15 protein-coding genes and 1 tRNA gene are annotated in these 23,927 nt (G+C 58.3%); 4 read left to right on the plus strand and 12 right to left on the minus strand.

The features are described 5' to 3' along the window. Positions 1-23: 23 nt before the first annotated feature. The 3 genes from RBB81_RS15685 to RBB81_RS15695 all read right to left on the minus strand — a co-directional run bounded on the left by RBB81_RS15685 (position 24) and on the right by RBB81_RS15695 (position 6,764). Positions 24-3,485 carry a choice-of-anchor D domain-containing protein gene (locus tag RBB81_RS15685; protein ID WP_353073944.1) on the minus strand — a complete coding sequence of 1,154 codons (3,462 nt, stop codon included), beginning with the start codon at positions 3,483-3,485 and terminating at the stop codon, positions 24-26. Next, positions 3,392-5,998 carry an SBBP repeat-containing protein gene (locus RBB81_RS15690; RefSeq protein ID WP_353071301.1) on the minus strand — a complete coding sequence of 869 codons (2,607 nt, stop codon included), beginning with the start codon at positions 5,996-5,998 and terminating at the stop codon, positions 3,392-3,394. Before RBB81_RS15690 ends, RBB81_RS15685 begins: the two co-directional genes overlap by 94 nt. Positions 5,999-6,101: 103 nt before the next feature. Then, on the minus strand, positions 6,102-6,764 hold the full coding sequence (locus RBB81_RS15695) for an HAD family hydrolase (protein WP_183788272.1): 663 nt from the start codon (positions 6,762-6,764) through the stop codon (positions 6,102-6,104). 376 nt (positions 6,765-7,140) lie between these two features. Between RBB81_RS15695 and RBB81_RS15700 the strand changes: the two genes are divergently transcribed. After that, positions 7,141-10,656 carry a TonB-dependent receptor gene (locus tag RBB81_RS15700; protein WP_353071302.1) on the plus strand — a complete coding sequence of 1,172 codons (3,516 nt, stop codon included), beginning with the start codon at positions 7,141-7,143 and terminating at the stop codon, positions 10,654-10,656. A gap of 161 nt (positions 10,657-10,817) precedes the next feature. Here the strand turns inward: RBB81_RS15700 and RBB81_RS15705 are convergent, their stop codons facing one another. Beyond that, on the minus strand, positions 10,818-11,684 hold the full coding sequence (locus tag RBB81_RS15705; RefSeq protein WP_353071303.1) for a hypothetical protein: 867 nt from the start codon (positions 11,682-11,684) through the stop codon (positions 10,818-10,820). A 129-nt stretch (positions 11,685-11,813) separates the two neighbouring features. Here RBB81_RS15705 and RBB81_RS15710 point away from each other — a divergent pair, with 129 nt between their 5' ends. After that, positions 11,814-12,974 (plus strand): pyridoxal phosphate-dependent aminotransferase, encoded by a 1,161-nt coding sequence (locus RBB81_RS15710; RefSeq protein WP_353071304.1) that lies wholly within the window; start codon positions 11,814-11,816, stop codon positions 12,972-12,974. A 75-nt stretch (positions 12,975-13,049) separates the two neighbouring features. Here RBB81_RS15710 and RBB81_RS15715 read toward each other — a convergent pair whose 3' ends face one another. The 5 genes from RBB81_RS15715 to RBB81_RS15735 form a co-directional block, all read right to left on the minus strand. Then, positions 13,050-13,679 (minus strand): MBL fold metallo-hydrolase, encoded by a 630-nt coding sequence (locus tag RBB81_RS15715; protein ID WP_353071305.1) that lies wholly within the window; start codon positions 13,677-13,679, stop codon positions 13,050-13,052. 82 nt (positions 13,680-13,761) lie between these two features. After that, positions 13,762-14,061, minus strand: coding sequence for a preprotein translocase subunit SecG (gene secG / locus RBB81_RS15720; RefSeq protein ID WP_179583052.1), 300 nt, complete (start codon positions 14,059-14,061; stop codon positions 13,762-13,764). A gap of 518 nt (positions 14,062-14,579) precedes the next feature. Then, a complete protein-coding gene (locus RBB81_RS15725; RefSeq protein WP_179583054.1) occupies positions 14,580-15,335 on the minus strand; it encodes a response regulator transcription factor in 756 nt (251 codons plus the stop codon). A gap of 257 nt (positions 15,336-15,592) precedes the next feature. After that, positions 15,593-16,552, minus strand: coding sequence for a UDP-glucuronic acid decarboxylase family protein (locus RBB81_RS15730; RefSeq protein WP_353071306.1), 960 nt, complete (start codon positions 16,550-16,552; stop codon positions 15,593-15,595). Between the two features lie 104 nt (positions 16,553-16,656). Next, positions 16,657-18,075: a UDP-glucose dehydrogenase family protein gene (locus tag RBB81_RS15735; RefSeq protein WP_179583057.1), complete on the minus strand. Its 1,419-nt coding sequence runs from the start codon at positions 18,073-18,075 to the stop codon at positions 16,657-16,659. A gap of 701 nt (positions 18,076-18,776) precedes the next feature. On the opposite strand from RBB81_RS15735, the gene RBB81_RS15740 reads away from it, so the two are divergent. Continuing rightward, positions 18,777-20,228, plus strand: coding sequence for a sugar transferase (locus tag RBB81_RS15740; protein WP_353071307.1), 1,452 nt, complete (start codon positions 18,777-18,779; stop codon positions 20,226-20,228). Positions 20,229-20,553: 325 nt separating this feature from the next. On the opposite strand, the gene RBB81_RS15745 is transcribed toward RBB81_RS15740, so the two are convergent. Next, positions 20,554-22,170 carry a lipase maturation factor family protein gene (locus RBB81_RS15745; RefSeq protein ID WP_353071308.1) on the minus strand — a complete coding sequence of 539 codons (1,617 nt, stop codon included), beginning with the start codon at positions 22,168-22,170 and terminating at the stop codon, positions 20,554-20,556. A 231-nt stretch (positions 22,171-22,401) separates the two neighbouring features. On the opposite strand from RBB81_RS15745, the gene RBB81_RS23505 reads away from it, so the two are divergent. Then, the gene (locus tag RBB81_RS23505) at positions 22,402-22,668 is read left to right on the plus strand and encodes a winged helix-turn-helix transcriptional regulator (RefSeq protein WP_423248088.1); all 267 of its coding nucleotides are present in this window, start codon (positions 22,402-22,404) and stop codon (positions 22,666-22,668) included. 167 nt (positions 22,669-22,835) lie between these two features. On the opposite strand, the gene RBB81_RS15755 is transcribed toward RBB81_RS23505, so the two are convergent. Both RBB81_RS15755 and RBB81_RS15760 read right to left on the minus strand, forming a co-directional pair. Further along, positions 22,836-22,920: transfer RNA gene (locus RBB81_RS15755), tRNA-Leu, on the minus strand. Between the two features lie 213 nt (positions 22,921-23,133). Continuing rightward, the gene (locus tag RBB81_RS15760) at positions 23,134-23,823 is read right to left on the minus strand and encodes a lipid-binding SYLF domain-containing protein (RefSeq protein ID WP_179583061.1); all 690 of its coding nucleotides are present in this window, start codon (positions 23,821-23,823) and stop codon (positions 23,134-23,136) included. Positions 23,824-23,927: the final 104 nt, after the last annotated feature.

The raw sequence follows: 23,927 nt of genomic DNA on the forward strand, positions 1-23,927 counted from the left end.
AGCGAGTCTTGTCGCGTGACTGCTTAGTGGCGGGCGGTGACGACGAGGTTGAGGGTTACGGTCTGGCTGAGTTCGACGCCGGTGGTGGAGGTGGCGGTGACTTGATATTGGTAGGTGCCGGGTGGGGTGAAGCGGAGGTGGGGGTCGGTGGCGCCGCTGCCGCAGCCGGAGAGCCAGAGAGCGGGCAGGGTGAGGAGGATGGCGAATAAGAGCAGGCGGATGGGGTGGGATTTTTGCGGGCTGCGGGATGTTGATTTCCAGAAGAAGAGGAGCGAGAGAGGGAGGAGGCAGAGCAGGGTGCGGTTGCGCGTGTTGTGAGTGTCTTGGGAGGTAGTGGGTGGGACGGACTCGGCTACGGTGTTGAGGTTGGCGATGGAGTTTTGTGCGCCGCTGTTGAGGGCGATGCTGGAGGGCAGGAGAGAGCAGGTGGCGTAGGCGCCGGGGTTGATGGGGGTGCAGTTGAGGATGACTGTGCCGGAGAAGCCGGACTGCGGGGTGAGCTGGAGGGTGTAGTCGGCGGCCTGCTCGCTGGGGATGGTGAGGGTGGCGGAGGAGCCTCCGTTGACGGTGAGGGTGAAGGTGCCGCCGGAGACGCCGGTTCCGGTGAGGGGGATGTTGAGGTTCTGGAGGCCGGTGTTGGGGTCGGTGGAGGTGATGGTGCCGTTGCGCGGGCCGAGGGCGGTGGGCGCGAACGTGACGGTGATCTGGCAGCTGTTGCCGGGGGCGAGGGTGGTGGAGGTGCAGGGGACGGTGATGTTGTAGTCGCCGGTGATGGTGAGGGCGAGGTTGGTGATGGGGGCGGTGCCGGTGTTGGTGAGGGTGATGGTCTGGGCGGCGGAGGCTCCGAGGGCGATGCTGCCGAAGTTGAGGGTGGAGGGGGCGGTTTGGAGGTGGGACTGGATGCCGGTGCCGGTGACGGGGTATTCGATGGGCAGGGTTAAGGCGGAGGAGCGGATGGAAAGTAATCCGTTGATGGTCGCTGCGGTGGTGGGGGTGAAGGTGACTTGCTCGGTGCAACTGGTGGAGGGGGCGAGGGTGTTGCCTTCGGTGGGGCAGTCGCCGGTGGCCGTGTAGGGGCCGATGGGGGAGATGGATTGGATGGCGATGGGGACGGTGGTGATGTTGGTGATCTGGACGGGGAGGGTGGCGGTGGTGCCGACCTGGACGCTGCCGAAGTTGAGCGTGAAGGGGGAGAAACTGAGTGGGGATGGATTGGCGACGCCGAAGAGGGAGATGAACTCGAGGGCGGTGCTGGAGTCGGAGGTGATCTCGAGTGCGGAGATGCGGTTGGAGATGGAGTTGGGGAAGATGGGTTGCGGGGTGAAGCTGATGTTGATGACGCAGCTGGCGGAGGGGACGAGGGCGCCGAGGCAGGTGGTTTGAACGGTGAAGTCGGGGGTGGGCAGGATGCGGGTGATGTGGATGGTGGTGGTGCCGGTGTTGGCGAGGGTGATGGATTGGGTGTCGCTCTGGTCGCCTACCTGGGTGGCGGGGAAGGTGAGGGAGCTTTGGGAGAGGGCGTAGGAGACCAGCGGGGCGGCGTTGCTGGGGGCGGCGACGGTGATGGGGGCGGCTCGGCCGGTGAGGGTGAGGAGGTCGGGGCCGGTGAGGGCGTCGCTTTCGATGATGAGGGTGCCGGAGTCGGGTGTGGCGGGGCCGGGGGTGGTGCTGGTCTGGTTGATTGGGGTGTAGGTGAGAGTGGCGGTGCAGCTTCTGTTGGCGGCGAGGGTGTTGCCGCAGTTGGTGGCGGTGATGAGGAAGGGCCACTGGCTGGTGAGGCGGCGGATGGTGAGGGTGGTGGTGCCGGTGTTGGTGAGGGTTACGGTTTGGGTGGCGGTTTGGCCGGAGGAGACCTGTCCGAAGTCGAGGACGGTCTGGCCGGGAATGATGTTGCCGGAGATGGTGAGGGTGGCGGCGCCGACGCCGAAGCCTTCAACGTAGGCGAGGCCGTTGAGTGTGGCGGAGCCGTCGGTGGGGGTGGCCTGGGCGAAGAGGGTGCCGGTGATGTCGCCATTGGTGAGGGGGAGGAAGGTGACGTTGAAGTTGCAGGAGGCGTTGGGGGCGAGGGCGGCGCAGGCGGGCCCGTTGAGGACGAACTGGCGAGGGAGGGCGATGTTGAGGGCGAGAGATTTGGCGGTGAGGTTGGTGATGGTGAACTGGCGGGTTCCGCCGAGGGTGCTGGTGGGGGCGGAGCCGTAGTTGGCCTCGTTCGGGAGGATCTGGAGGCCGGCGCTCTCGGTGGTGTAGGCGCCGGTGAGCGGGACGGCGTAGTTGGTGGTGCCGGTGGCGGAGCTGGTGACGGGGATTTGGAGGGCGTCGGTGACGGTGGCGGTGGTGGGGATGAAGTTGACTGTGATGCTGCAGGCTGCGGCGGGGGCAAGGGTGGTGCAGTTGTTGGTGGAGGAGAAGCTGGCGGTGGTGTTGGTGGGGGTTCCGATCTGGAGGACGGCGGTGCCGGTGTTGGTGAGGACGATGTTTTGTTGGGTGGCGGTGGGGCCGGGGACGTTGTTGAAGATGAGGGCGGTGGGGTTGAGGGACAGGCCGGGGTCAGGGGCGGCGAAGCCGGTGAGGGCGGCGGTGATGGGGCCGGTGGAGGCCTGGAGGGTGAGGGTGCTGGCGCGGGAGCCGGTCGTGGTGGGGGCGAAGGCGACGTTGAAGAAGCAGGAGGCGTTGGGGGCGAGAGGGCCGTTGCAGGCGGAGCCGCCGGTGGGGGCGGTGCTCAGGGCGAAGTCTCCGGTGAGGGTGGGGGCGGTGAGGGTGACGGGGTTGGGGGTGAGGTTGGTTAGGGTGAAGAGCGTTGGAGGGCTGGTGCTGTTGACGGGGACGGTGCCGAAATCCTGCGTGGTGGGGCTGAGGATGAGGCCGGAGAGGGCTATGCCGGTTCCGGTGAGCGTGAGTGGCGATGGGGTACCGGAAGAGGAGGAGGTAAGGGTGAGAGAGGCGGTTTGGGCGCCGGGTGTGGAGGGGGTGAACTGCACTCCGAGCCAGCAGTTGGTGCAGGAGCCGGTAAAGGTGGAGACGAAGGCGGAGGTGGGTGGCTGGCCGTGGCCGAAGCCGATGTCTTCGATGAGGATGGTTTTGAAGTCCGGGGCGGAGGTGGTGGCAGTGAGGGTGCTGAAGGGGGAGGTGATCTTGTACCACTGCACATCGGGCTGGCCGACGAGGACGCTTCCGAAGGCAAGGGTGTTGTTGGGGGCGGTGACGATGGGGGAGCCGGTGCCGCTGAGGGTGACGTACGCGGGAGTAGAGTTTCCGGCCGTGACGGAGAGGAGGCCCTGACGGGTTCCGGGTTGCGAGGGCGCGAAGGTGAGGACTACGGTGCAGGTCGCGTTGCCGGCGAGGGTGGCGGGGCAGTCGGTGGCGTCGGTGAAGTCGCCGGTGAGGGCGAGGGCTAGAGGGAAGGCGACGGGGCCGATGTTGCCGATGGTGACGGTCTGGGTGGTCGAGGAGGTGCTGGTGACGAGGACCGCGTTGGGAAAGCTGATGGTGGCGGGGGTGACGGTGAGGTTGGGGTTGGCGGATTGTCCGATGCCGGTGGGTTGGGGTTTGGGGTGCCGGTGATGAGGACGGTGAGGCCTTCGTCGAGGGTGAGGGTGGTGGAGTCGGCTGAGGGGGCGACGGGGGACTGGTAGTCGATCTCGAGCTGGCAGACGGTGTGGGGGTTGAGCGTGGTGGGGCAGCGGTCGGTGAGGGTGAAGGGAGTCTGCAGGGTGACGGGGGTGTGGGTGACGGCGTTGGCGGAGTTGTTCGAGAGATAGAGGTAGCGGGGGAGGCGTCGGCTGGGGCTGCCTCCGACGCCGGAGGGCGTCCCGAACTGGGTGCCGAAGTCAATCTCGGTGGCGGAGAGGTTGAGGTCGGTGGGTTGGGTGTAGGCGGTGAGGAGGACCGCGTCGGTGCCGATGATGCGATAGGCCGTGACGAAGCTGCCGGTCGCCGTGGCCGGGGCGGTAAGGGCAAGGGTGAGGTGACAGACTCCGCCTGGAGGAAGGACGTCGTCGCCGGGAGTGGTGGAGGCCGGACAGTCAGTGGATTGCACGCTGAAGTCGTACTGCGGGGGAACGGGTTGCAGGGTGGCGTCGCCTGCGTAGAAGGTCTGGGGGAGCTGGCTGAGATTACTGATGGTGATGGTTCGTGTGGTGGCAGGACTGGTGGCGGTTTGAATGCCGAAGTCCAGCTCTTTGGGAGAGACGACAATGGGGTTGGGGGAGGAAGCTGTGGCGGGAAGATTCACGGTCTGCGTGATGGCGTTGGATGCTTGCGCGGTGACGGTACCGGGATTGCTGCTGGTGCTGGTGAGGGCGATGCTGCAGCCTGCGCCGGGGGCTAGGGTGGTGGGGCAGTCGCTGGCTAGGGTGAAGTTGGTGGCGGTGAGCTGGAGGTTGGTGGCGGCGATGCTGCCGAGGTTACGCAGGGTGAGGTTGGGGGCGTCGTCGGTGGAGAGGGCAAGGCTGGGGGCGGCGGTGTTGGGGTTTAGTTTTGCGAGGTAGGCGGCGGATCCGGCGCAGAGGCTGCCGGTGCAGGAGGCAGCGGGGAGTGCGGCGGAGCGCAGGGTCGATGGGAGAGCAGAGGTGGGAGTGTTGGTGAGCGGGAGATCGTAGGTTTCGGTGGCGAGCAGGCTTGCGCTGGCGGTGGGAGATGCGCTGCCGGCGAAGGTGGGTTGGCCGAGGGAGTCGACGGTGAGGCCGGTGAGTGTGACGGGTGCGCTGGCGAAGGGGAGGTTGGTGGTGGGAAGGCCGCCGAGGCGGATGGTCTGGTCGATTGTGTTCTGCTGAGTCACGCGGAGGGCGTAGCTGTTGCCGATGTTGGAGAGCGCGGTGAGAGGGAGCAGCCATGCGGGGTTGGCTGTGAGTTCGCCGGTAAGGGTGCCTGCGACCCATGCGGCGCCGGAGGGTCCGGGTGCGACGGCGGATTGTGTGCCGGGTGCGAGGAGGTCGGAGGTGAGGAGGGTGCTGCCGTCGAGGGAGAGGCGGAGGAGGGTTTGATAGTTGGTGTTGACCAGCGGGGAGGAGACGGTGGCGATGGGGAACTGGCCAGGGGCGATGGAGCCGGTGAGGAGGAGGGTCTGGGTGGCGGGGTCTTGCGGTGAAGGAGCGATGACGAGCGAGGAGATGCCCGGGCCGGGGATGAAGGTGGAGAAGACGATGCCGTCGCCGGCGGGGGTGAGTTTGGTGAGGAAGCCGGAGGTGGCGGTGAGGAGGTCGGGGATGATGGCCGAGAGGGTGGGATAGCCGCTGGAGGTGGTGTAGCCGGCGATGTAGGCGTTGTCGGATGTGTCGGCGGCGATGGCGGCGGGGGCGGTGTTGCCGTTTTGGCCGCTGAGGTAGGTGGCGTAGAGGAGGGTGGTTCCGGTGGTGCTGAATTTTTCTACGAAGCCGTTTTGCAGAGAGCCGGAGGCGGGGGACTGGATGATGCCGGAGGGGGTGACGGGGAGCGCGGAGCTGAAGATGCTGCCGGTGAGGAAGACGGCGTCGGCTGTGGCGGCGATGGCGGCGGCTGCGGTGCGCGGGCTTCCGGCGTAGGTGACGAAGAGCGCATTCAAGTTTTGATCGAATTTGCCGATGTACGAATTAATAGACGTATCCGCCGCGTTGGGAAAGGCTGCGCCGGCGGTTGTGGAGAGGGTGCCGGAGGTTGTGGTCCCGGTGATGTAGAGGTTGCCTGCGGGGTCAAGCGTCATGGCCAGGCCGATGTCGCCGCTGGAGCCTAGATGAGTTTGTGCGAGGATGTTGGTCGCGGTCGGATCGGTTTTGAGGAGGCGGATGCCGTCGCCCTGGTCGAGCAGGAGGTAGAGGTTGCCGGCGGAGTCAGATTGGATGGCGTTGAACTGCGCGTGGTGCGAGTTTGCGGGATCGGGGTTCGATGAGCCAAGCAGCCCGGCGAAGAGTAGCTGCTGCGGGCCAGTGGCCTGTGCGGCCAGGGGCGGGGAGGCGACAAAGAGTAGAGCGGTGACGCCGCAGAGACCGGCAAGTACACGTCGGAGAGAGAGCGGTGTCTTCATGTTTTGTTAGCTGCGGGCGGTACGCTGGTGCAGCCTGACCTTAAATATTCCTTGTGGCGGAACTGTTGTGATGGAGGAATTTATCGAAGACGTTACGGAAGTACTATAGCTTCCCGTTTTGGGAGTCCGTATGCCGCTCAAGTTGTAGGAGGTAGTTGAGTCCGCGGGCTCGCATCTCCTGCTCGAATGCGGGGTGTGTGGAGTACTGGATGGCCTGCATGCCGGTGGCGATAGCAGCGGCGATGTTCTCTGATTTGTCGTCGATGAAGAGGATATTTTCGGGCTGGGTCTGGAGGCCCTCGGCGGCGTGCTGGTAGATTTCGGGCTCGGGCTTTGCGCGATTGACGGCGTGGGACCAGGTGTGGTGGTCGAAGGATTCGATCCATGCGTGGCGGGCGCGGAGGCCGGTCTCCATGGCGTCGGGCATGTTGGAGAGGATGCCGGTGCGGATGCCGGCGCGCTGGAGTTGGTCGACCCAGTCGAGCATAGGCGGATTGAGGGTGGACCAGAGGTCGGTGTCGGCGGCGATGAGTTGGGCGAGTTGCGTGGGCGTGATGACGATGCCAGCGCCTGCGGCGGCTTTGTGCCAGAAGGATTCGGCGTTGAGGTCGCCGCGGTCGTAGGCGTGGCGGTGAGCCCAGTACTCGCGGTGGAGCACCTCTTCACTGAGGCCAGTGATGGTGCGCAGGCGGGTCCAGGCATTGGGATCAGGCTCGCCGGAGAGGACCATGCCGTAGTCGAAGAGGATTGCTTTTACTGATGCCATGAGAGGCCATTGTAAGGCAGTGGTTTGAACATCGGCACATCCGCCTGGTGATGGGATGGGAGGATGAGGTTGAAGTGGTAGGGCCATTTGGAGCGTCCGAGAGATCTCTTCGAGCGTGTTCGAAGCGCGTGATTTCGATAGGAAATAGGTGTCTATACAGAATAAAGATGGACTTCAAACAAATGTCTTGACAGTGCTTCTTGCTATGCGGTCTTATAACTGAGTTTCAAACGTATAAGCTCGATCGCCCAAGGGATAGCGCTTCTTGCGAGCCGCCTTGCAGAACCAGGGAGGTGGTCTTGGGAAGTAGGAAAACCGCCCTCGAGAGCTGGCCATACACAAAGACAGACGCCGTATTTTTTAGGAGAGCCGTTCCATGAAAAGCAGAGTGTTGCAAAAGAGTTCGCTCTTCGCACTATTGATCGCGACGATCCTGGCTGGATTTACCGGGCCGAATGCTTCCGCACAACTGAGTACTGCGACGATGTTTGGTATCGTCACAGATTCGACGGGGGCAATCGTTCCCGGTGCCACGGTTACGTTGACCCAGACGCAGACGAACTTCGTTCGCGTTACGAAGACCAATGACCAGGGCCAGTACCGCGCTGAGTTTCTACCGGTGGGACAATATACGACCAAGGTGAGCGCAAGCGGATTCAAGGAGATTGTCCAGAACGGCATTGTCTTGACGGCGACGCAGCAGGCCGCGGTGAACTACGCGCTTGATATTGGCGGCGAGAGCACGATTGTGGAGGTGACCACGGAGATTCCACTGGTGAACGTTGGGAACTCGGTGCTTGGACGCACGGTTGATAACCGTGAGGTCGACAATCTGCCGATTGTAGGGCGCAACGTTTATCAACTGCTTAGCCTGACTCCAGGAATTCAGAACAGCCAGACGGAGAATACGATCGGCTTTCCCGGACAGCACGTGATTATCAATGGCTCTTCTGACAATATGGTCGGGCAGGTTACGTATTATCTCGACGGCGGCCTGAATATGACCGGGGTGCGTAATACCGGCAACGTTCTGCCGAATCCGGATGCGATCGATCAGTTTGCGGTACAGACGAGCAACTTCAGCGCGGAGTATGGGCGCACGGGTGCGGGCGTGGTTTCGGTACTGACGAAGTCGGGGACGAATCAGGTACATGGTTCGGTCTTCGAATTTCATCAGGAGACGAACTTCAACTCTAACGCGTGGCTGCAGACGACGAGGACGCCGCTGCACATCAATCGCTTTGGCGCTACTCTGGGCGGCCCGATCATCAAGGACAAGACGTTCTTGTTTGGCAGCTATGCCGGGTTGAGACAGGTTAGTCCGATTGAATTCAATACGGTTGTACCTGATGCTCTCCAGCGAGCCGGCAACTTCTCTGAGAACCTTCCTACGTCCACGACGATCGCGAAGGGGCTGGGTGCGTGTGCGACGGCACTGTCGGCCGCGGATAAATCGGTTACGGCTTATGGCGGAAGGTTTATCGTCTGCGACCCCGTGACGCATCAGCCTGTACCGGGCAATCGTCTCGATCTGGACCCGAACTATCATCCTGATCCCGTTGCTGCGGCGGTGCTGGCGAAGAATGTTCCGCTGCCTACGCCAGGTAGGACAGACAACAGGTTTATCGGAAATGAAGGGCTGCCGAATCAGACGGATGAGTTTCTGATCAAAGGCGATCAGCAGCTGACTGCGGCGCATCGATTGACGCTCGACTACTTTCAATCGAATGGAGCGCAGAGCAACCTTCCTTCGGGATCGAACCTGCCTGGATGGGCGGTGAACAATTATGTGTACAGACAGCAGACGGCTAATGTGAGCGATGTCTGGACGGTTTCGGCGCGGTCGGTGAACCAGGTGTGGCTGAGCTATACGCGGATGAATGCCGGCCGTGACAGCACGCCGGGAACTTCGCTGGCGGCTTATGGGTCGGACCTGAATGTGCAGGGGACGCCTTCGTTGCCGGATATCAGCGTGGCTAACTTCTTCCATCTTGCCAATGCGATCAGCGGCCCGGTTGCCGGGGATAACGTGTACGGGTTGCGGGACGTCTTCAATACCACTCGCGGAAAGCACTCGATCTTTGTGGGCGCCGAGATTTATCTGGAGAAGGACCGGCTTGAGACGCTGCTGAATAACTATGGCACCTTCAGCTTCGCAAACTCTACGGTTCCAAATACGGCATCCGGGCAGGCTACTTATGTGAAGACTGGAGCGGCGATAGCTGATTTTCTGATCGGTCACCCGAATACGATGGGTCAGGATTCGCCGGACGATGCGAATGCGAATTATTGGAACTATGGGTTCTTCGGGCAGGACGATTGGCGTATCACCCCGAAGCTGATACTCAATCTTGGGTTGCGCTATGACGTGCAGACGGCTCCTACCGATACGCAGCGTCGGTATGCCGTCTTCAAACCTGGTGTGCAATCTACCGTTTCGCCGAATGCGATTCTAGGGCAGTTGTTTCCTGGAGATCCAGGAGTACCGCAAGGCGGTGTCGATACGAACTACAACCACGTTTCGCCGCGTGTTGGTTTTGCGTTTGACCCGTATCGTGACGGCAAGACCGTCTTCCATGGCGGCGCTGGATTGTTCTTCGACACTATCGGCGGAAACGAGTGGATGCTTTCGCAGAACTTTCAGCCGTTCGCGGTGAGAGAGACAGCGGCGTTCAGTCATGTAACCAGCTTGCAGAATATCTACTCGACCGACTGCCAGGACTTCCAGGGTTGCACTTCGCCGTTTCCATACCTCTACGACAAGGTGAATCCACGGTACGTGTCTCCTGCGTCGCTGGTGTTCCTGCAGCAGGCGATGCGTTGGCCTTACAACGTCCAGGCCAACTTTGGGGTGCAGCAGCAGTTCACCAAGGATCTTGCCGTCAGCATCAATTACGTAGGAGCCTTCAGCCGGAAGCTGCCTCTGTACATCGATGCGAATGCGCCGATCTACAACACTGCGAATCCCGCGATGAACACGGCGACTAACTATAACTGTCGTCGTCCTTTCGACGCACTTCCGTTCGGGAAGGGAACATCCTGCGCGAATCCTGCGGTGGGCTCGAAGTACATCAGTAATGCGTATGTGATCGAGGATGGACAAAACACGAACTACCATGGCCTGCAGGTCACGGTGGAAAAACGTCTGAGCCAGCACATCAGCGTCAATGGCTTTTATGTGTTCAGCAAGGCATTGTCGAGTGCTTCGCTTCAGACGACGGGCAACATTGGCAACAGTGGACCAACCGAGCCAGAGGATTACTACAATCTTGGGCTTGAAAGACAGCGCACGGACAGCGACCAGCGCCATCAGGCTGTGATTGCTGCTGTGTGGAAGCCGGATTACTTTGGCAAATCCAACCGGGTGGTTCAGAACCTGCTGAATGGATGGTCGATCTCGACCATTGTCACGATGCGAAGCGGGGTTCCGTTCAACATCACCAGCGGAACCGATGACAATATGGATGGAAACAACAACGATCGCCCTAACGTTGTGCCTGGAAAGATAGAGCGGGTGAACAGTTTTGGCGGGTCTCGCGTGCTTGAGAAGAAGCAGTGGTTCGATACGAGCGCGTACTGCAGAGTGGGTTCCGCAGGATGCTCTGCCGGTACCGGAGCAGGCAACGTCGATGGCACCGTGAGCCCGAACTCACTGAGCGGCCCTGGGTACAAGGACATCGACGCGGCGATCTTCCGGGACTTTGCCATCTACGAACGCGTGAAGTTCCAGTTTCGTGGCGAGGCGACCAACGTTTTCAACTTCGTCAATCTGGGTACTCCCGGCGCGGTGCTGAGCAGTCCGAGCAATTTCGGTGTCATCTCCGCTCAGGCGACCACTCCACAGGGTTCAGGGATGCGAGTGATACAAGTGGGAGGACGAATCCTCTTCTAACGCAGTTTGGAGAAAGCATAGGCGGGCGATGCGATTGCGTCGCCCCCTTTTGTTTGCGCGCCTATGCAGTAGCTTGGACTCGATTGATGGAGAGGGGCGTTACTTCATTCATAGATGAAAAGGCTTTTGTCTATGGGTAAGGGAGCGTTTTTTTGCGCCGATCAGGATTGGACGGCTTCCTTCACGTCTACCTGGCTGGGTTGGGCATCTTTAGCGCGCATGTAGTAGTGCAGGCGAAGAAACTCCTTGCCCCAGAGGTGAAGGACATGGTCGGCGCGTGAGGCACCGTGCTCTGCGGCGTAGACGTGAATTGTCTCCTGCATGCTTTTGAGGTATTTCGTCCAGATGGTTCCGTCCCCTGCGTGAACGACGAAGTAGAAACCAGGGTCGCCGAATGTGTTTCCGGCCGAGGTGAGGAAGAATGATCCGTCAGGGCGTACCTCAGGTCGCATGACGACGACTGCGTTGCCGTTGGGCAGAGGGAAGACAACCTTGATACACGGAGTGGGATGACCGGGGATGGCGCAGATGGAGTAGGTGCCGGCGTAGATGACATTGCGGGTGGCATTCAGTTCGCGAACCCATGCGGTTTGAAGGAGGTCGCCGGTCGGCGTGTCGCGCAACTGGATGACGTTGCTGGTCATTCCCCTGGCGCTGTCGAGCGGGGATAAGGGGATGTTCATCTGTTGCAGACGACGGCTGAAGATAATTCCGAGAGCTTCTCCGAAAGGTTTGAAGAGTCCGTGCCACTGAGACCAGGCATCGATCGTGTACTCGGATGTGCGTTCGTAGAAGTTGCGAACTGGCGCTTCGACTTGGGTGATATCGGCAGAGCTTCCGGAGAGAAGAGTTAGATCGTCGACCAGGCCTCGGCCTCCGGTTTGAACTACTTGGAGGTTGTGTTGCCGGGCGTAGTTGAGGAAGAAGTCTTTGCCGATCAGGCGAGTGTTGCCTATGGGGCCGTCGAGCCAGAGATGATCTTTGAGGAGGAGACGGCGGCCAGCGATCTGGACCCATCGCTGAGTCACCCAGTCGCTTAGATTTCCTCGTCTGTCACCCAGCCAGATCACGCCAGATTATTACACACGGCCTTGAAGTTGGTGGCTGATGGTGGACGGACAGCGAGCTGGGTTCGCTGACCGATTTAGCATGGGAGGGTGAGCTATCGGTTCTCGGCGCGGACGGGTTGGGATGTGGGGGAGAGTGGGTTCGCGGCTGCGATTCGCGAGGCGCGGGCGGCGGGGCGGGAGTTGGTGGATCTGACGGTGTCGAACCCTACGATTTGCGGGTTTGACTATGACGCCGAGGCTGTTCTTGCTCCGCTGGCGAGCAGGGAGGCCATGACGTACGATCCTGATCCGCGAGGGATGCGCTTTGCGCGGGAGGCGGTGGCGGGGTACTACGGGGATCATGGTGCGGCGGTTGATCCTGATAGCGTCGTGCTGACGACAAGTACGAGTGAAGGGTATGGGTTTCTGTTTCGGCTGTTGTGCGATGCGGGCGATGAGGTGCTGGTGGCGCAGCCGAGTTATCCGCTGTTCGATTTTCTGGCGGACCTGGAGGATGTGCGGCTGAAGCCTTACCCACTGTTCTATGACTACGGATGGTGGATCGATTTTGCGGAGCTGGAGCGTCGGATTGGGCCGAGGACAAAGGCAATTGTTGTAGTGCATCCGAACAATCCGACGGGGCACGCTACGGGGGCAGGGGAGCGGGGACGGCTGGAGGAGATCTGTGCGCGGTTTGGGTTGGCGCTGCTTGTGGATGAGGTGTTTCTGGATTATCCGCTGGAGGAGGGTGCGAGGCTAACGAGCTTTGCTGCGGGTCCGCACCCGGTGCTGACGTTTGTGTTGAGCGGGATGAGCAAGATTGCAGGGCTGCCGCAGATGAAGGTTGGTTGGATTGTGGGGTTCGGGCCGGAGGGGGATCGAGGTCAGGCGATGGGGAGGCTGGAGGTCGTTGCGGATACCTTCTTGTCGATGAACGCGCCGATGCAGAGGGCACTGCCGGTGTGGTTGGCGAGAAGGCGGGGGATTCAGGGACAGATTCTGGATCGGGTAAGTGGGAATCTGAAGATTGCGGTTGGGGGTTTGGTTGAGGTGCTTAGGGTGGAGGCTGGGTGGAGTGCGATTCTGCGGTTGCCCCAGCGTCTCGGCGAAGAAGATGTTGCGGGGCTGTTGCTACGGGAGGCGGGGGTGGTGGTGCATCCGGGGAGCTTTTATGGGATTGCAGAAGCCGGCCGGATAGTAGTGAGTTTGCTAGGGCCTGTGGGCGAGTTTGCGGAGGGTGTTTCGAGGATCAAAAGGGTAACTAGGTAGAACCACGGTAGTTACTAGTTCATGTGATGCATGTAAAGCTGTAATTTCATTGCTGTCTATAATTCATTGTTTTTATTAGGTTTGAAGGAACGGGTTAGAATCCTTTTCCACGCCGATCGTTGTTCTGGAGCCGTGGCCGGGAATGACAGTGACGTCGTCGGGCAGGGTGAGGAGGCGGTCGTGGATGGAGGCGATGAGCTTGCGCATGTCGCCGCCGGGTAGGTCTGTGCGGCCTACGGTGCCGGCGAAGAGGGTGTCTCCGGCGAGGAGGAGGGTTTGGGCTGGAAGGTAGAGGCAGACGCTGCCTTCTGTGTGGCCTGGAGTGTGGATGATGGAGCCGGCGAGACCGGTGATGGCGATGAGCTTGCCGTCTTCAAGTGTGTCGTCGGGGGTTGGAACGGTGGGGGTTGGGATTCCGAGCCAGCCTGCCTGGATGTCCATCATTTTGACCAAGGGGAGGTCTTGCTGGTTGTAGAGGATGGGAGCGCCTGTTAGCTGCTTGAGGCGATGGGCTCCGGCGATGTGGTCGATGTGGGCGTGGGTGATGACGATTTTTTTGACGGTCAGGTTGTGGTTGGCTAAGACGGCCATGATTCGTGGGATGTCGTCGCCGGGGTCTACGACGATGGCTTCGTGAGACGTTTCATCTCCCAGGATGGAGCAGTTGCATTGCAGCGGGCCGACGGCGAGAATCTCGTGGATCATGGCGGGTTTGAGCCTTCATGGGGAGTTTTTGGGAATGAAAAATGCGCAAGCCGAGGCCTGCGCATCTCTGAAGATTTATGAGCTACTTCTTGGCGGGCGTCGTCTGGCTGGTGGGGTGAGCGGTGCCGGAGAGGACGGAGTGGTCGCCACTGGCGCGCGAGAGCAGGATGGTAAGGCCGATGGAGGTCAGCATGAAGACGATCGCCGAGTAGGTGGTGAGCTTGGTGAGAAGGTTGGCTGCGCCGCGAGGACCGAAGGCGGTCTGCGATCCCTGGCCGCCGAAGGCTCCCGCGAGGTCGGCGGACTTGCCCTGCTGCAGGAGGACTACGCCAATGAGAAAGAGACAGACGATAACGTGGATGATGACGAGAAGAATAACCATCGGAGCTGCTTGCTACCTCTTGAGGCCCGGAGAGTTGATGTCCGGAGAATGTTCGGGATCGGTGCGGAGCAGGAGATGAGCCCCGCGCGCCTTGCGGCGTCGCACCTAAACCTAAGACCTAGTGTATCACCGGGTATTGAGGAAAGCCCAGCTGGCGCTGGCCTTGGGGCGCTGGCTTTTTAACGGATTTTGTGTGCGTCCTGACCTATAAGACGGCGGCTTCTGGCGGAAATGGGTTGATACGGGGGTGGTGTTCTGAATCGAAAGTTCACAACAGACCGAATGGGGTCGGTGGCAGCAGAATCTTGCCGGACGATAAGGAACAGGCAACGGCATGAAGAGAGTGGGTCGGAAAGGGACGAGCGGTTTGGGCAGGATGGAGTTCATCGGGGATCCTTCCCCTTCGACAGGCTCAGGGTCAGGATGACAGCAAGGGCGTGATGCGGGCTTGAGTCAGGTCGTCGGGGTCTTCTCCTTTGAGAAGATCAGGGCAGGTGACAGCAGGGGCATGATACGGACTAGGCGGTTTTGATGATTGCGATTTTGTTGGAGGCTGGCGGGTGGGTGGGTCGATGTTGTATCGGATGCGTGTCGCGAGGGGTGAGTGCATACAAGACCGCTTCCATGCGATTGGAGACGCCCAGCTTGTCGTAGATGCGGAAAAGGTGATTCTTTATGGTGTGTTCGCTGAGCTTCAGCACGGTTGCCAACTCGGAGTTGCTGAGGCCGTCCGATAGAAGATGCAGGACCTGTTGCTCGCGGGTGGTGAGCAGCGGCTTGCCGTGGCGGTCTATGACATTGGTAGATCTGGGATGAGAGAGGGAAGACACGAGGTGGGCGAGCAGCTCGTTTTTTGCCCATATCTGCCCCTGGTGGACGCATCGGATGCACTTGCAGAGGAGTTCGAAGCGCAGATCGGCGCTGCCAAAGATTCCTTTCGCTCCAGCACGGAATAAGGAGATGACTTCGGCGTAGTCGGGATCCTGCGTGAGAACGACTACGCGTGCACTTTTGTAAAAATCGGGGAGGGATTGAAGAATGGAGACGGCTCCTGGCGTGTTGTCCATTCTTGAGGAGCCGATGAGGATGACGTCGGCTGGGATGGGCCTGGTCGCACTGAGGAGATGCTGGACGTCATTAATCGGGGTAACGATCTCGATATCGCGAACCGCTTCAAAGGCACCCTGCAAAAGCTCGCAAAGCATTACGGGCAGGTTCGCCACAATGACTTTAATGACATCAGGGGAGGTATTGCTTTCAGTAACTCGCTTCATGAGTCTCTCCAGCACGAGGTTGGTCGCTCAATTGAGAATATCTTCTCACTATCAGAGATGATCTCCAAACGAAAAAGTTACATGATTCGCTACATTCAATTTTGAGGTAAGTGCTCATCAAGCGTTGCTTACGGCAACTCAATTACTCGGAAAATTAACATTGGAATCGTTGGAGTCTACTGCTGTCGCAAATCTAAGTTCTTTGTTTTGCGCAGAGACCTATTTACTAAATTTGCTATGAGAAGAACCTCTCATTCTTACGAGTTTTGAACCAATCCAGTTTCCGCGTGCGCCTGAAAGTAGGCTAACGACATCTCGAGTCCCTGACGCAATTGAATCTTGGGGGTCCATCCGAGAAGACGGGTCGCTTTGCTGATGTCTGGCCTGCGACGGGTGGGATCGTCCTGGGGAAGCGGCTTGAAGACGACTTTTTTGTCCGATCCGATGAGCTTGAGAATCTCTTCGGCACAGCTCAGAATGGTCCACTCCTCCGGATTGCCTATGTTGACGGGAAGATGCTCGTCCGAGTCTGCGAGTGCGAGGATGCCGGCGATCAGATCCGAGACGTAGCAGAAGCTTCGGGTCTGCATACCGTCCCCGTAGATGGTGAGGGGCTCGCCGCGAAGGGCCTGCGACATGAGGTTGGAGATGACTCGGCCATCGTTGATTTGTAACCTTGGTCCGTACGTGTTGAAGATTCGCACCAGGTGAGTGTTGACTCGATGATAGCGGTGGTAGGCCATGACCGCGGCTTCCGAAAATCGTTTGGCTTCGTCGTAGACGGAACGCGGTCCGATTGGATTGACATGTCCCCAGTACGTTTCCGTCTGGGGATGAACCTCGGGGTCTCCGTAGCACTCGGAGGTAGAGGCGTGCAGGTACCCGGCGTGGTACTTCTTCGCGATTTCCAGTGTGTTGATGGTTCCGGCCGACCCGACGAGCAGGGTTTCTACGCCGAGCCGGGCATAGTCCACAGGGCTTGCGGGTGAAGCAAAGTTGAAGACGAAGTCGACTTTACCAGGGTCGAAGGACTGGCAGATATCGAGGCGATCAAAGTCGAAGCGGGGCTCGTTGCGCAGGTGAGCCAGGTTTGCTTCATTGCCCGTGCTCAGGTTGTCAACGCCGATCACACTGTTTCCGGCGTCCAGCAGGGAATCGCACAAGTGCGAACCGAGAAAGCCTGCCGCTCCTGTTACAAGAATTCTTTTGGCGTTCATATCTCCCTCGGATGCGAGATTCAGTCGGGCTTATCTTAGGGAAACCCAACCGGCTCGCGCAAAAATGTTCAGTGGATCGAAGAAACGACTTGAGTAAGGATCGGCTATCGGGAGCGAGATGCGACGGTTGCGAGCTCCTGAGTGTGATGTCGAGTGGGTCTACCTACGCTGAAATAAGTAATCTCATTTTCCAACATCAGTTCGGGATCATATAGATTGCGGCCATCCAGGATGATCGGAAAACGCATTGCTGCGCTGAGACGTTGAAGATCGAGACGTGCAAACTCCGCCCAATCTGTGAGGATTAAAAGAGCATCTACATCGTTGGAAGCGTCGTAGGGGTCAGACGCGTATTGAATCTCGGGACTTGGGGGGAGTATCTGCTCAGCACGCGGCATTGCGGCGGGGTCGAAGGCGCGAATAGAGCATCCTTCCTCGATCAACATTCGGACCAGCTCGATAGCAGGAGAGTCGCGTATATCATCAGTTCCGCCCTTAAAGGCAAGACCGAGGACGCCAAGTTTTTTGCCGCGGAGGGTCCAAAGCGCTGAACGAACCTTGTTGAGGAATCGCCGCTTCTGGTCTGCATTGATGTTTTCGACTTCGGTGAGGAGCGCAAAATTGACTCCGAGCTGCTCGGCGACGGAGCGGAAGGCGGCTACGTCTTTCGGAAAGCAGGATCCCCCGTAACCGATGCCGGGCCGCAGGAATCTTGGACCGATGCGACTATCGAGCCCCATGCCCTGAGCAACCTGTTCGACGTCGGCGTCTGCGGCCTCGCAAAGATTGGAGACAGCGTTGATGAAGGAGATTTTGAGAGCGAGGAAGGCGTTTGAGGCGTGCTTGATGATCTCGGCGCTCTTGGTGGAGGTACGTAGCAGAGGCGGTGGCGTGTCGTGATTGCAGGCACCGTCGATCGCTCCTGCCTTTGCGTAGTACCTGCCTGTGGTCAGGGGTTCGTAGATCCTGGACATGATGTCGGCGGCACGGTCACTATCAGTTCCTACGACGATTCGATCGGGATGGAGGAAGTCTGAGACGGCCGTTCCTTCGCGTAAAAACTCGGGGTTCGAGACGACGTCAAACATCTCTCGCGAGACGCCGTTGCGTTCCATCACCCTGCGAATCCACTCATTCGTATAGACGGGAACTGTGCTTTTTTCCGCTATCACCTTATAAGTTGTGATCGAGCGCGCTATTTCACTGGCGACGGCCTCGACGTAGGACAGGTCCGCATCTCCTGTTTCGCTCTGGGGTGTTCCTACCGCGATGAAGATTGCTTGTGCTTCACGTGTGGCAGCAGACAGGTCGGTGGTGAAACGTACCCTGGCATTGCGATATCGCTGGAGAAGTTCAGGCAGGTGCTTCTCGTGAATTAGACTCTCTCCGTCTTGCAATGCGGACACTTTTTGCTGGTCATTATCCACGCAAACCACGCTGTGACCCATTTCGGCAAAACAAACAGCAGCTACTAATCCGACGTAGCCGGAACCGACGACTGCAATGTGAATCGAATCACTCATAGGGTCTCCCAGGATCTATTTTTTATGCGCAAAATCGAGCTTGGCGATGCTGCTCGCCTCTATTCTTTTTCTGTGTATGAACTTGGTCCGTACAGGCTTCTGCCATGTGTAGGACGATGGAAAACGTGGAGGAGTTGGCTGGATCACTGAGATATCTTAGATATCGGGAAGGGCTTCGCGTTGTGTCCTCGGAATCGTGGTACGACGACCACGGCAGGTCGAGATTCGGGGTGAGGAGGGGGATGGCACCTGCAGGAGCCATTTTCATTGTTGAGTCTATCGTTGAGTCTATCCATGAGCCCTCCAGCACGGATGTTTGTCGCCGAATGAGAATTTTTCTCATGTTTGATATCGCTCTGCTGCAGAAAAACCGTCAAGTCTCCTTATACCGCAGGTTGCAGTGTGGACGCTATTTTTATTTTGTACTCGGTACCTTGTTCACGAACAAGTTGAGGGACCCAACGTCGGGTATTCGACGAATGTCTGACTGTCGAGCGAGATGACGACACTCCGGTTAACGGTGAGAATTTACAGTTTTGCAATCGTATCCTCTCGCGTGAGAAATACTTCTCGGGTATTTTTCATCATTGCCTGCAGGTGTCGAGACAGGTTACTCTGGGGCCTAGCACATTCGGGCTCAACTTGCTGCTCACCAGTTCCACCAACTTTGCGAGAAGGCACTCTCAGAAGGGGCTTCCCCAATGACACCTTCCAACAGAACAACCATTTTAAAGCTTGCTCCAATCGGCGATATCGGGCTGTTGTTCTGCTGTCTCGGCCTCTCTTATGTCACAGCGGTTCACCAGCGAGTATTTGATGTCTTCAATTCGTTGGAGACCCACTATCCCATTCAGGTTTTTGTGGCGACGCTCGCGCTGGCCGGAGGATGGCATGTGGCACTCCGGTCCAATGGGTTTTATCGTTCACGTCGATTGAACGGCTCTCTTCGAGAAATACTGGATGTCTGCACAGCCAGTTCGCTCTGCGCGTTGTTGAGTTGCGTCTGGCTATGGCTGATCGGCTCGCGCTCCATACGCAGCTCGGTAGATATGGCCGTTGTCGCAGCTCTCTTCGGCATTATGAGCTTCGCGGCATTTCTTACAACGCGTCTCGTCGCTCGAGCGACGATGCAGGCGTTTCGGGCCCGGGGACACAATCGCCGACATGTCCTGATCGTGGGCACCAATCGCCGAGCCAACAGCTTTGTCCTAGAGTTGGCCAGCCACCCTGAATGGGGATACTGCGTACAGGGTTTTGTGGATGATCAATGGTGGAGTAAGCAAACGGCTGACTCCCAACTAGGAGCTTTAGTTGGTGGCCTGGATTCCGTTCCAGAACTACTGAGAACGCTGCCGGTGGATGAGGTAATTGTCGCTCTGCCTCTGGCGTCGTTCTACCAACAGATTGCGAGCATCATCTCCTCATGTCGCGATCACGGGATCGCTGTCCGCTTTCTTGGTACTTTTTTCGATCAGGACGAGTCCAAGCGGACCGCTTTTTTGCGCGGAACCATTGGCACCATTACTCTGCATGATGAATCCTGGAATGCGTGGGCGTTCATGATCAAACGTGCGACCGATGTCATAGTTTCCATGCTGTTGCTTGTGGGGCTGGCTCCGCTTTTTCTGCTGATCGCGTTGTTGATCAAGCTGACATCTTCCGGCCCGGTCTTCTTCAAGCAGGTCAGGATGGGATACGGCAAGCGGCCTTTCGAGATTTTGAAGTTTCGGACGATGGTTCAAGATGCGGAGCGTCTTATGTCGCAGGTCGAACATCTGAACGAAACCCAGGGGCCCACGTTCAAGTTGAAGAATGATCCGCGGATTACTCCGGCGGGAAGGTTTCTTCGTAAGACGAGTCTGGACGAGATCCCGCAGCTACTGAATGTGCTGGTCGGAGATATGAGCCTTGTGGGGCCGCGGCCGCTTCCGCTTCGCGACTACGAGGGATTTTCGCAGGACTGGCACAGACGACGATTCAGCGTCAAGCCTGGAATTACTTGCTTGTGGCAGATTATGGGCCGGAGTTCGATTGGATTCGATGAATGGATGGCTTTGGATATGCGATACATCGATCAGTGGTCGGTGTGGCTTGATATCAAAATTCTTTTTCAGACGATCCCCGCAGTGTTTCGTGGATCTGGTGCTGTCTAGAGATTGATCATCTGCGAGATCGAGTGAAAAGGTCGCAATAACAGGTGAACAGGTGGCAGCACCGGCTGAATCGAGAACACCCAACTTGCACCGAGCGATCAAACGCTCACATCGAGTGCGGATGGAAGGGTGGCACAGTATTTACTCGGCAGCACATAGGACCGTACTAATCACAAAGGAGCGTTCGTCGTTTTCCTTGCAGACACAAAGCCAGTGTGTATGGAATCATAATGCACAATTGGACAAGGGTCGCCGTCCGACAGTTCGTGAGAACGAAACGGAGCATCGGATAACAAGTTTTTTCTTCGCCTATGCTGTAGCGCGATCAATTGTGCGGCGGCAGACTATCAGCCTCTTCCACGATCTCCAGCCGGCCATCCGGTGCAAGGGTAAGCGTGGGTGAGTACTGGCCGAGCAGAGTGCGCCGCCACCACTCGCCCGTGCTACGCTTCTGTTCTATTGACGTAAACCAATACTGCCACAGGACAGTGCGCACAAAGCGCGGTGCACCCTGTGGAAACGGATTGCCGGCAAACAGTCCCAGCACATCGCTGTCCCCCTCGAGCAAGCGTTCCTGTGTTAGAGGAACAAAAGAGTTCTGCTTCCAATTTCCCAATGATGCGAACCAAAGGTTCCAGTCAAAGCGTGGCTGGTACGGCGCGTAGATGCGCGGGCGCTCAGCCAAAGCCTGTGGCTTGTATTGGAAGGCATACGGCTTCCAGTGAACACCATTCTCCGAACCCTGAAACTCGATCTCGTACCGGCCGTGCGTCATCACGGCGAACAGTCCATATTGGTTTGCAATGCGAAACGGCTCCAGAATCGCTACGGGGCTTTGTGGGAGCGGATTGCGCGGAGCAACCATAACAATAAGTTCGACTGTCGTGACATAGCCGACCAGCAGCAGGCAAGGGGTCGCAATAACGAGCTTGAGATAGCGCAGGGCTGAGAGTCGCGCTGGCAATGGCACAAAACCCTGTTCCTCCTTTGCCTCATCCAGGCTCTGCGGATGCCAACGGCGAGCCACCAGGCGCAGCAGTTCGAAGTCAGACAGCAGAAGAAATCCAAGTGAAAGCACGATGTAATTTAAGAAGGCATAGTTGCCGGTGAGAATAACGCCAACCTGCCAGGGCGTCACAATGAAGAAGCAGATCAGCCGTGCGCGTCGCCCCGCAAACAGCAGAAATACCACTACAAACTCCATCACCAGAGTGCCGTCTGTGGTGGCAATCTGAAACCAGCGCGGCGCGTGTCCCAGGTACCATCCTACCCAGGAGGGTAGCGGGCTGTTCTGATAGTACTCGTACATGGCTGTGCCGTTGTGCCACCCCGGGTCACCGGAGAGCCACTTCGCCAGGCCTGACTCGAAGTAGATGCGGAACCATTCCCATTGCAGCAGCCACAAGCTCAGCCGTGAGGTAGGTCGTTCGGCTCCCCAACCGGGGAACAGACCAGGAGGAGCAAAAAAGAGCGAGAGAAAACCCGCTTCCAGCAGCATGCCATCGGACTGATAAGCCGAGAAATCCTGCGCAGCGACCACAAAACTCAAGAAACACCAAAAACAGACAAACAGGTTCAGTCGCGGCCAGAGGTTGAGGAGCGCAAGAACAGACGCTACAAGACCAAGCCACATCAGAGCGATCAGCAGATGTGACTCTGGAGCCAGCCAAAGCAGGGTAGGCGCAAACCAGAATCTGCGCGCCCCGGTCATCTCAGCGATCTGTTTCAGATAAGATCCGGCAGGAAGAATACCGTTCGGCCCAACCAACCCTTTCACTTGAAAAAGTAGTGCGAAAAACGCTGAGAAATAGATGCCGGCGATCGCGCGGATAAACAGCCACCGGGCTACAAGCATGTCTCGCGGGCCACACATCGGATCCAGCACCCAGCGCAGCGAATGGCCTGCGCGTCCCGAAAGCCGCCGGGTATCGAGCTCCACCATGGATTCAAACATAACCCAGTTGGGAGCGGGCCAGCGCCTAGCGCTCACACAGAGACTGATAAGTCCACTATTGAAATCGGAAAGATGAGCGTTGGGGCCAACCGAAGGACAATTTCTTGGAGATTTTCGCTAATTGCAGACCGAAAGGATCATCCTCTCCTTACGACGCTTCTTTACGCCTTCGATGAGATTGGCATTCACGAAAAGTGGAGGATACAAATCCTCTGCGTAATGAGGGAAGGGCCTGTTCGTCTCGGTCAACTCGGATGGCTGATTCCGTCGGCCTCTAAAGAGGTTTTGACGGAAAGCCTCAGAAACCTCGAATCGGCTGGGCTGGTTGTTAGGACGGATATGAGCCGCCAAGTTCGGCACGTCGGATATGATTTGGCCGAGTCCTCTAAATTGGCAACGTATGAACTCCTGGATCCCCTGGCGAAGTGGGGAGAGGTTTATAACGTACCGAGGCGGAGGCATCCGAGGAGACCGGTAATCTCCTAAGGTGAGAGGCTATCTGTTACGGCGGGAAAATCAGGATCGCAGACTCATCTTTAGTCAGCATGACTAGCGCCCTAGGTGATTGTCTTTTTTTTGCAACCGTGACAGTGACAAGAAATAAGGCCAGCCGGTTAGGGCTGGCCCTCTCGTATCTGATTGATTCTTTGGATTGGTGCGGAGGAGGGGACTTGAACCCCTATGCCTTGCGGCGCTAGCACCTCAAGCTAGTGCGTCTGCCAATTTCGCCACCTCCGCGCCTTATCTCGACGCTGGTGAGCGCGAGGTGCGGTAAGCAATCCGAAGGTAAGTATAGCATTCGGGGGCGGGGATTGGGAGTGTGGATTTGAAGCGCGCCGAGAGTCATACCGTCGGAGCGAAGTCGGACGGGTCTCAACAAAACTGCCTCTTCCGATTGAGAAGAGGCAGTTTGTTAAGAAGAGGCAGTTTGCTGGTTGGTTTCCGTGCCGATTACATATCGCGCTTCGGTGATGCCTTGTTGAGGACGCCGTCCAGGGCTTTTCCTGAAGGGGTTATGGTAACGGCACCATCTCGGACGATCTGAGAGGCGGTGACGTCCTTGCCATACACGGCCTTATTGGCATCATCGTCGGTATCCATGGATGCGCTGGCCAGAGAGGCGCCGGCAAACAATCCACCCTTGGCTCTCGAGTAGGTCAGGACATCGACGTTTGGATCGTTTGCTCCCACGGCCTTCGCTCCGGTAGGACCAGCAACGGCAGTCGCGTCCGCACCCAGCTTCAGTTTGCCGGAGAGGATCTTCGAGGCGCCTACGTTGGTTTCGACCACCAGCACATAGTCTGTGGAAGAGCTGCCGAGCTGCACGCCGAGGCTGCCGACGTCCAACTTGTACATAGCGGGAGCCGACCACGGGCCGCTAAAGTCGGCGCCGGAGCGGCAGGCGATCACGCCTCGTCCATAGGTCACGCCGAGGCCGATTCCAACCTTCTTGACGGACGGGAAGACGAGCACGCATGCGGATTTATTGAAGAGGTGTTTCGGTATGCCGTCGGGTCTGGCGAGAAACTGTCTTAATACCTCGGCTGAAGTTCCAAGGCGATCATCAATCTTGTTTTGCGCAACAGCCGGTAAGGTAGCCCCAATGCACACCAGAGCGAGTAGAAGTTCTTTTTTCATCATTGAACCTTTCTTGGTTTTTTCTGATTTAGTGCCGGTTGCCGCTTTGGCGTTTCTCTGTTCGCAAGGAGTGGCCAGATTCAACCGGTGAAACTATCGAAATACCA

The organism is Tunturibacter gelidoferens (genome assembly GCF_040358255.1).
GTDB classification, from domain to species: Bacteria; Acidobacteriota; Terriglobia; order Terriglobales; family Acidobacteriaceae; genus Edaphobacter; species Edaphobacter gelidiferens.

Coding starts and splice junctions, on each gene's coding strand:
- RBB81_RS15745 (WP_353071308.1), bottom strand. CDS start 22,170: ATGGTGGAGCTCGATACCCGGCGGCTTTCGGGACGCGCAGGCCATTCG.
- RBB81_RS15760 (WP_179583061.1), bottom strand. CDS start 23,823: ATGATGAAAAAAGAACTTCTACTCGCTCTGGTGTGCATTGGGGCTACC.
- RBB81_RS15735 (WP_179583057.1), bottom strand. CDS start 18,075: ATGAGTGATTCGATTCACATTGCAGTCGTCGGTTCCGGCTACGTCGGA.
- RBB81_RS15725 (WP_179583054.1), bottom strand. CDS start 15,335: ATGAAGCGAGTTACTGAAAGCAATACCTCCCCTGATGTCATTAAAGTC.
- RBB81_RS23505 (WP_423248088.1), top strand. CDS start 22,402: ATGAGGGAAGGGCCTGTTCGTCTCGGTCAACTCGGATGGCTGATTCCG.
- RBB81_RS15715 (WP_353071305.1), bottom strand. CDS start 13,679: ATGATCCACGAGATTCTCGCCGTCGGCCCGCTGCAATGCAACTGCTCC.
- RBB81_RS15695 (WP_183788272.1), bottom strand. CDS start 6,764: ATGGCATCAGTAAAAGCAATCCTCTTCGACTACGGCATGGTCCTCTCC.
- RBB81_RS15700 (WP_353071302.1), top strand. CDS start 7,141: ATGAAAAGCAGAGTGTTGCAAAAGAGTTCGCTCTTCGCACTATTGATC.
- RBB81_RS15730 (WP_353071306.1), bottom strand. CDS start 16,552: ATGAACGCCAAAAGAATTCTTGTAACAGGAGCGGCAGGCTTTCTCGGT.
- RBB81_RS15740 (WP_353071307.1), top strand. CDS start 18,777: ATGACACCTTCCAACAGAACAACCATTTTAAAGCTTGCTCCAATCGGC.
- secG (WP_179583052.1), bottom strand. CDS start 14,061: ATGGTTATTCTTCTCGTCATCATCCACGTTATCGTCTGTCTCTTTCTC.
- RBB81_RS15690 (WP_353071301.1), bottom strand. CDS start 5,998: ATGAAGACACCGCTCTCTCTCCGACGTGTACTTGCCGGTCTCTGCGGC.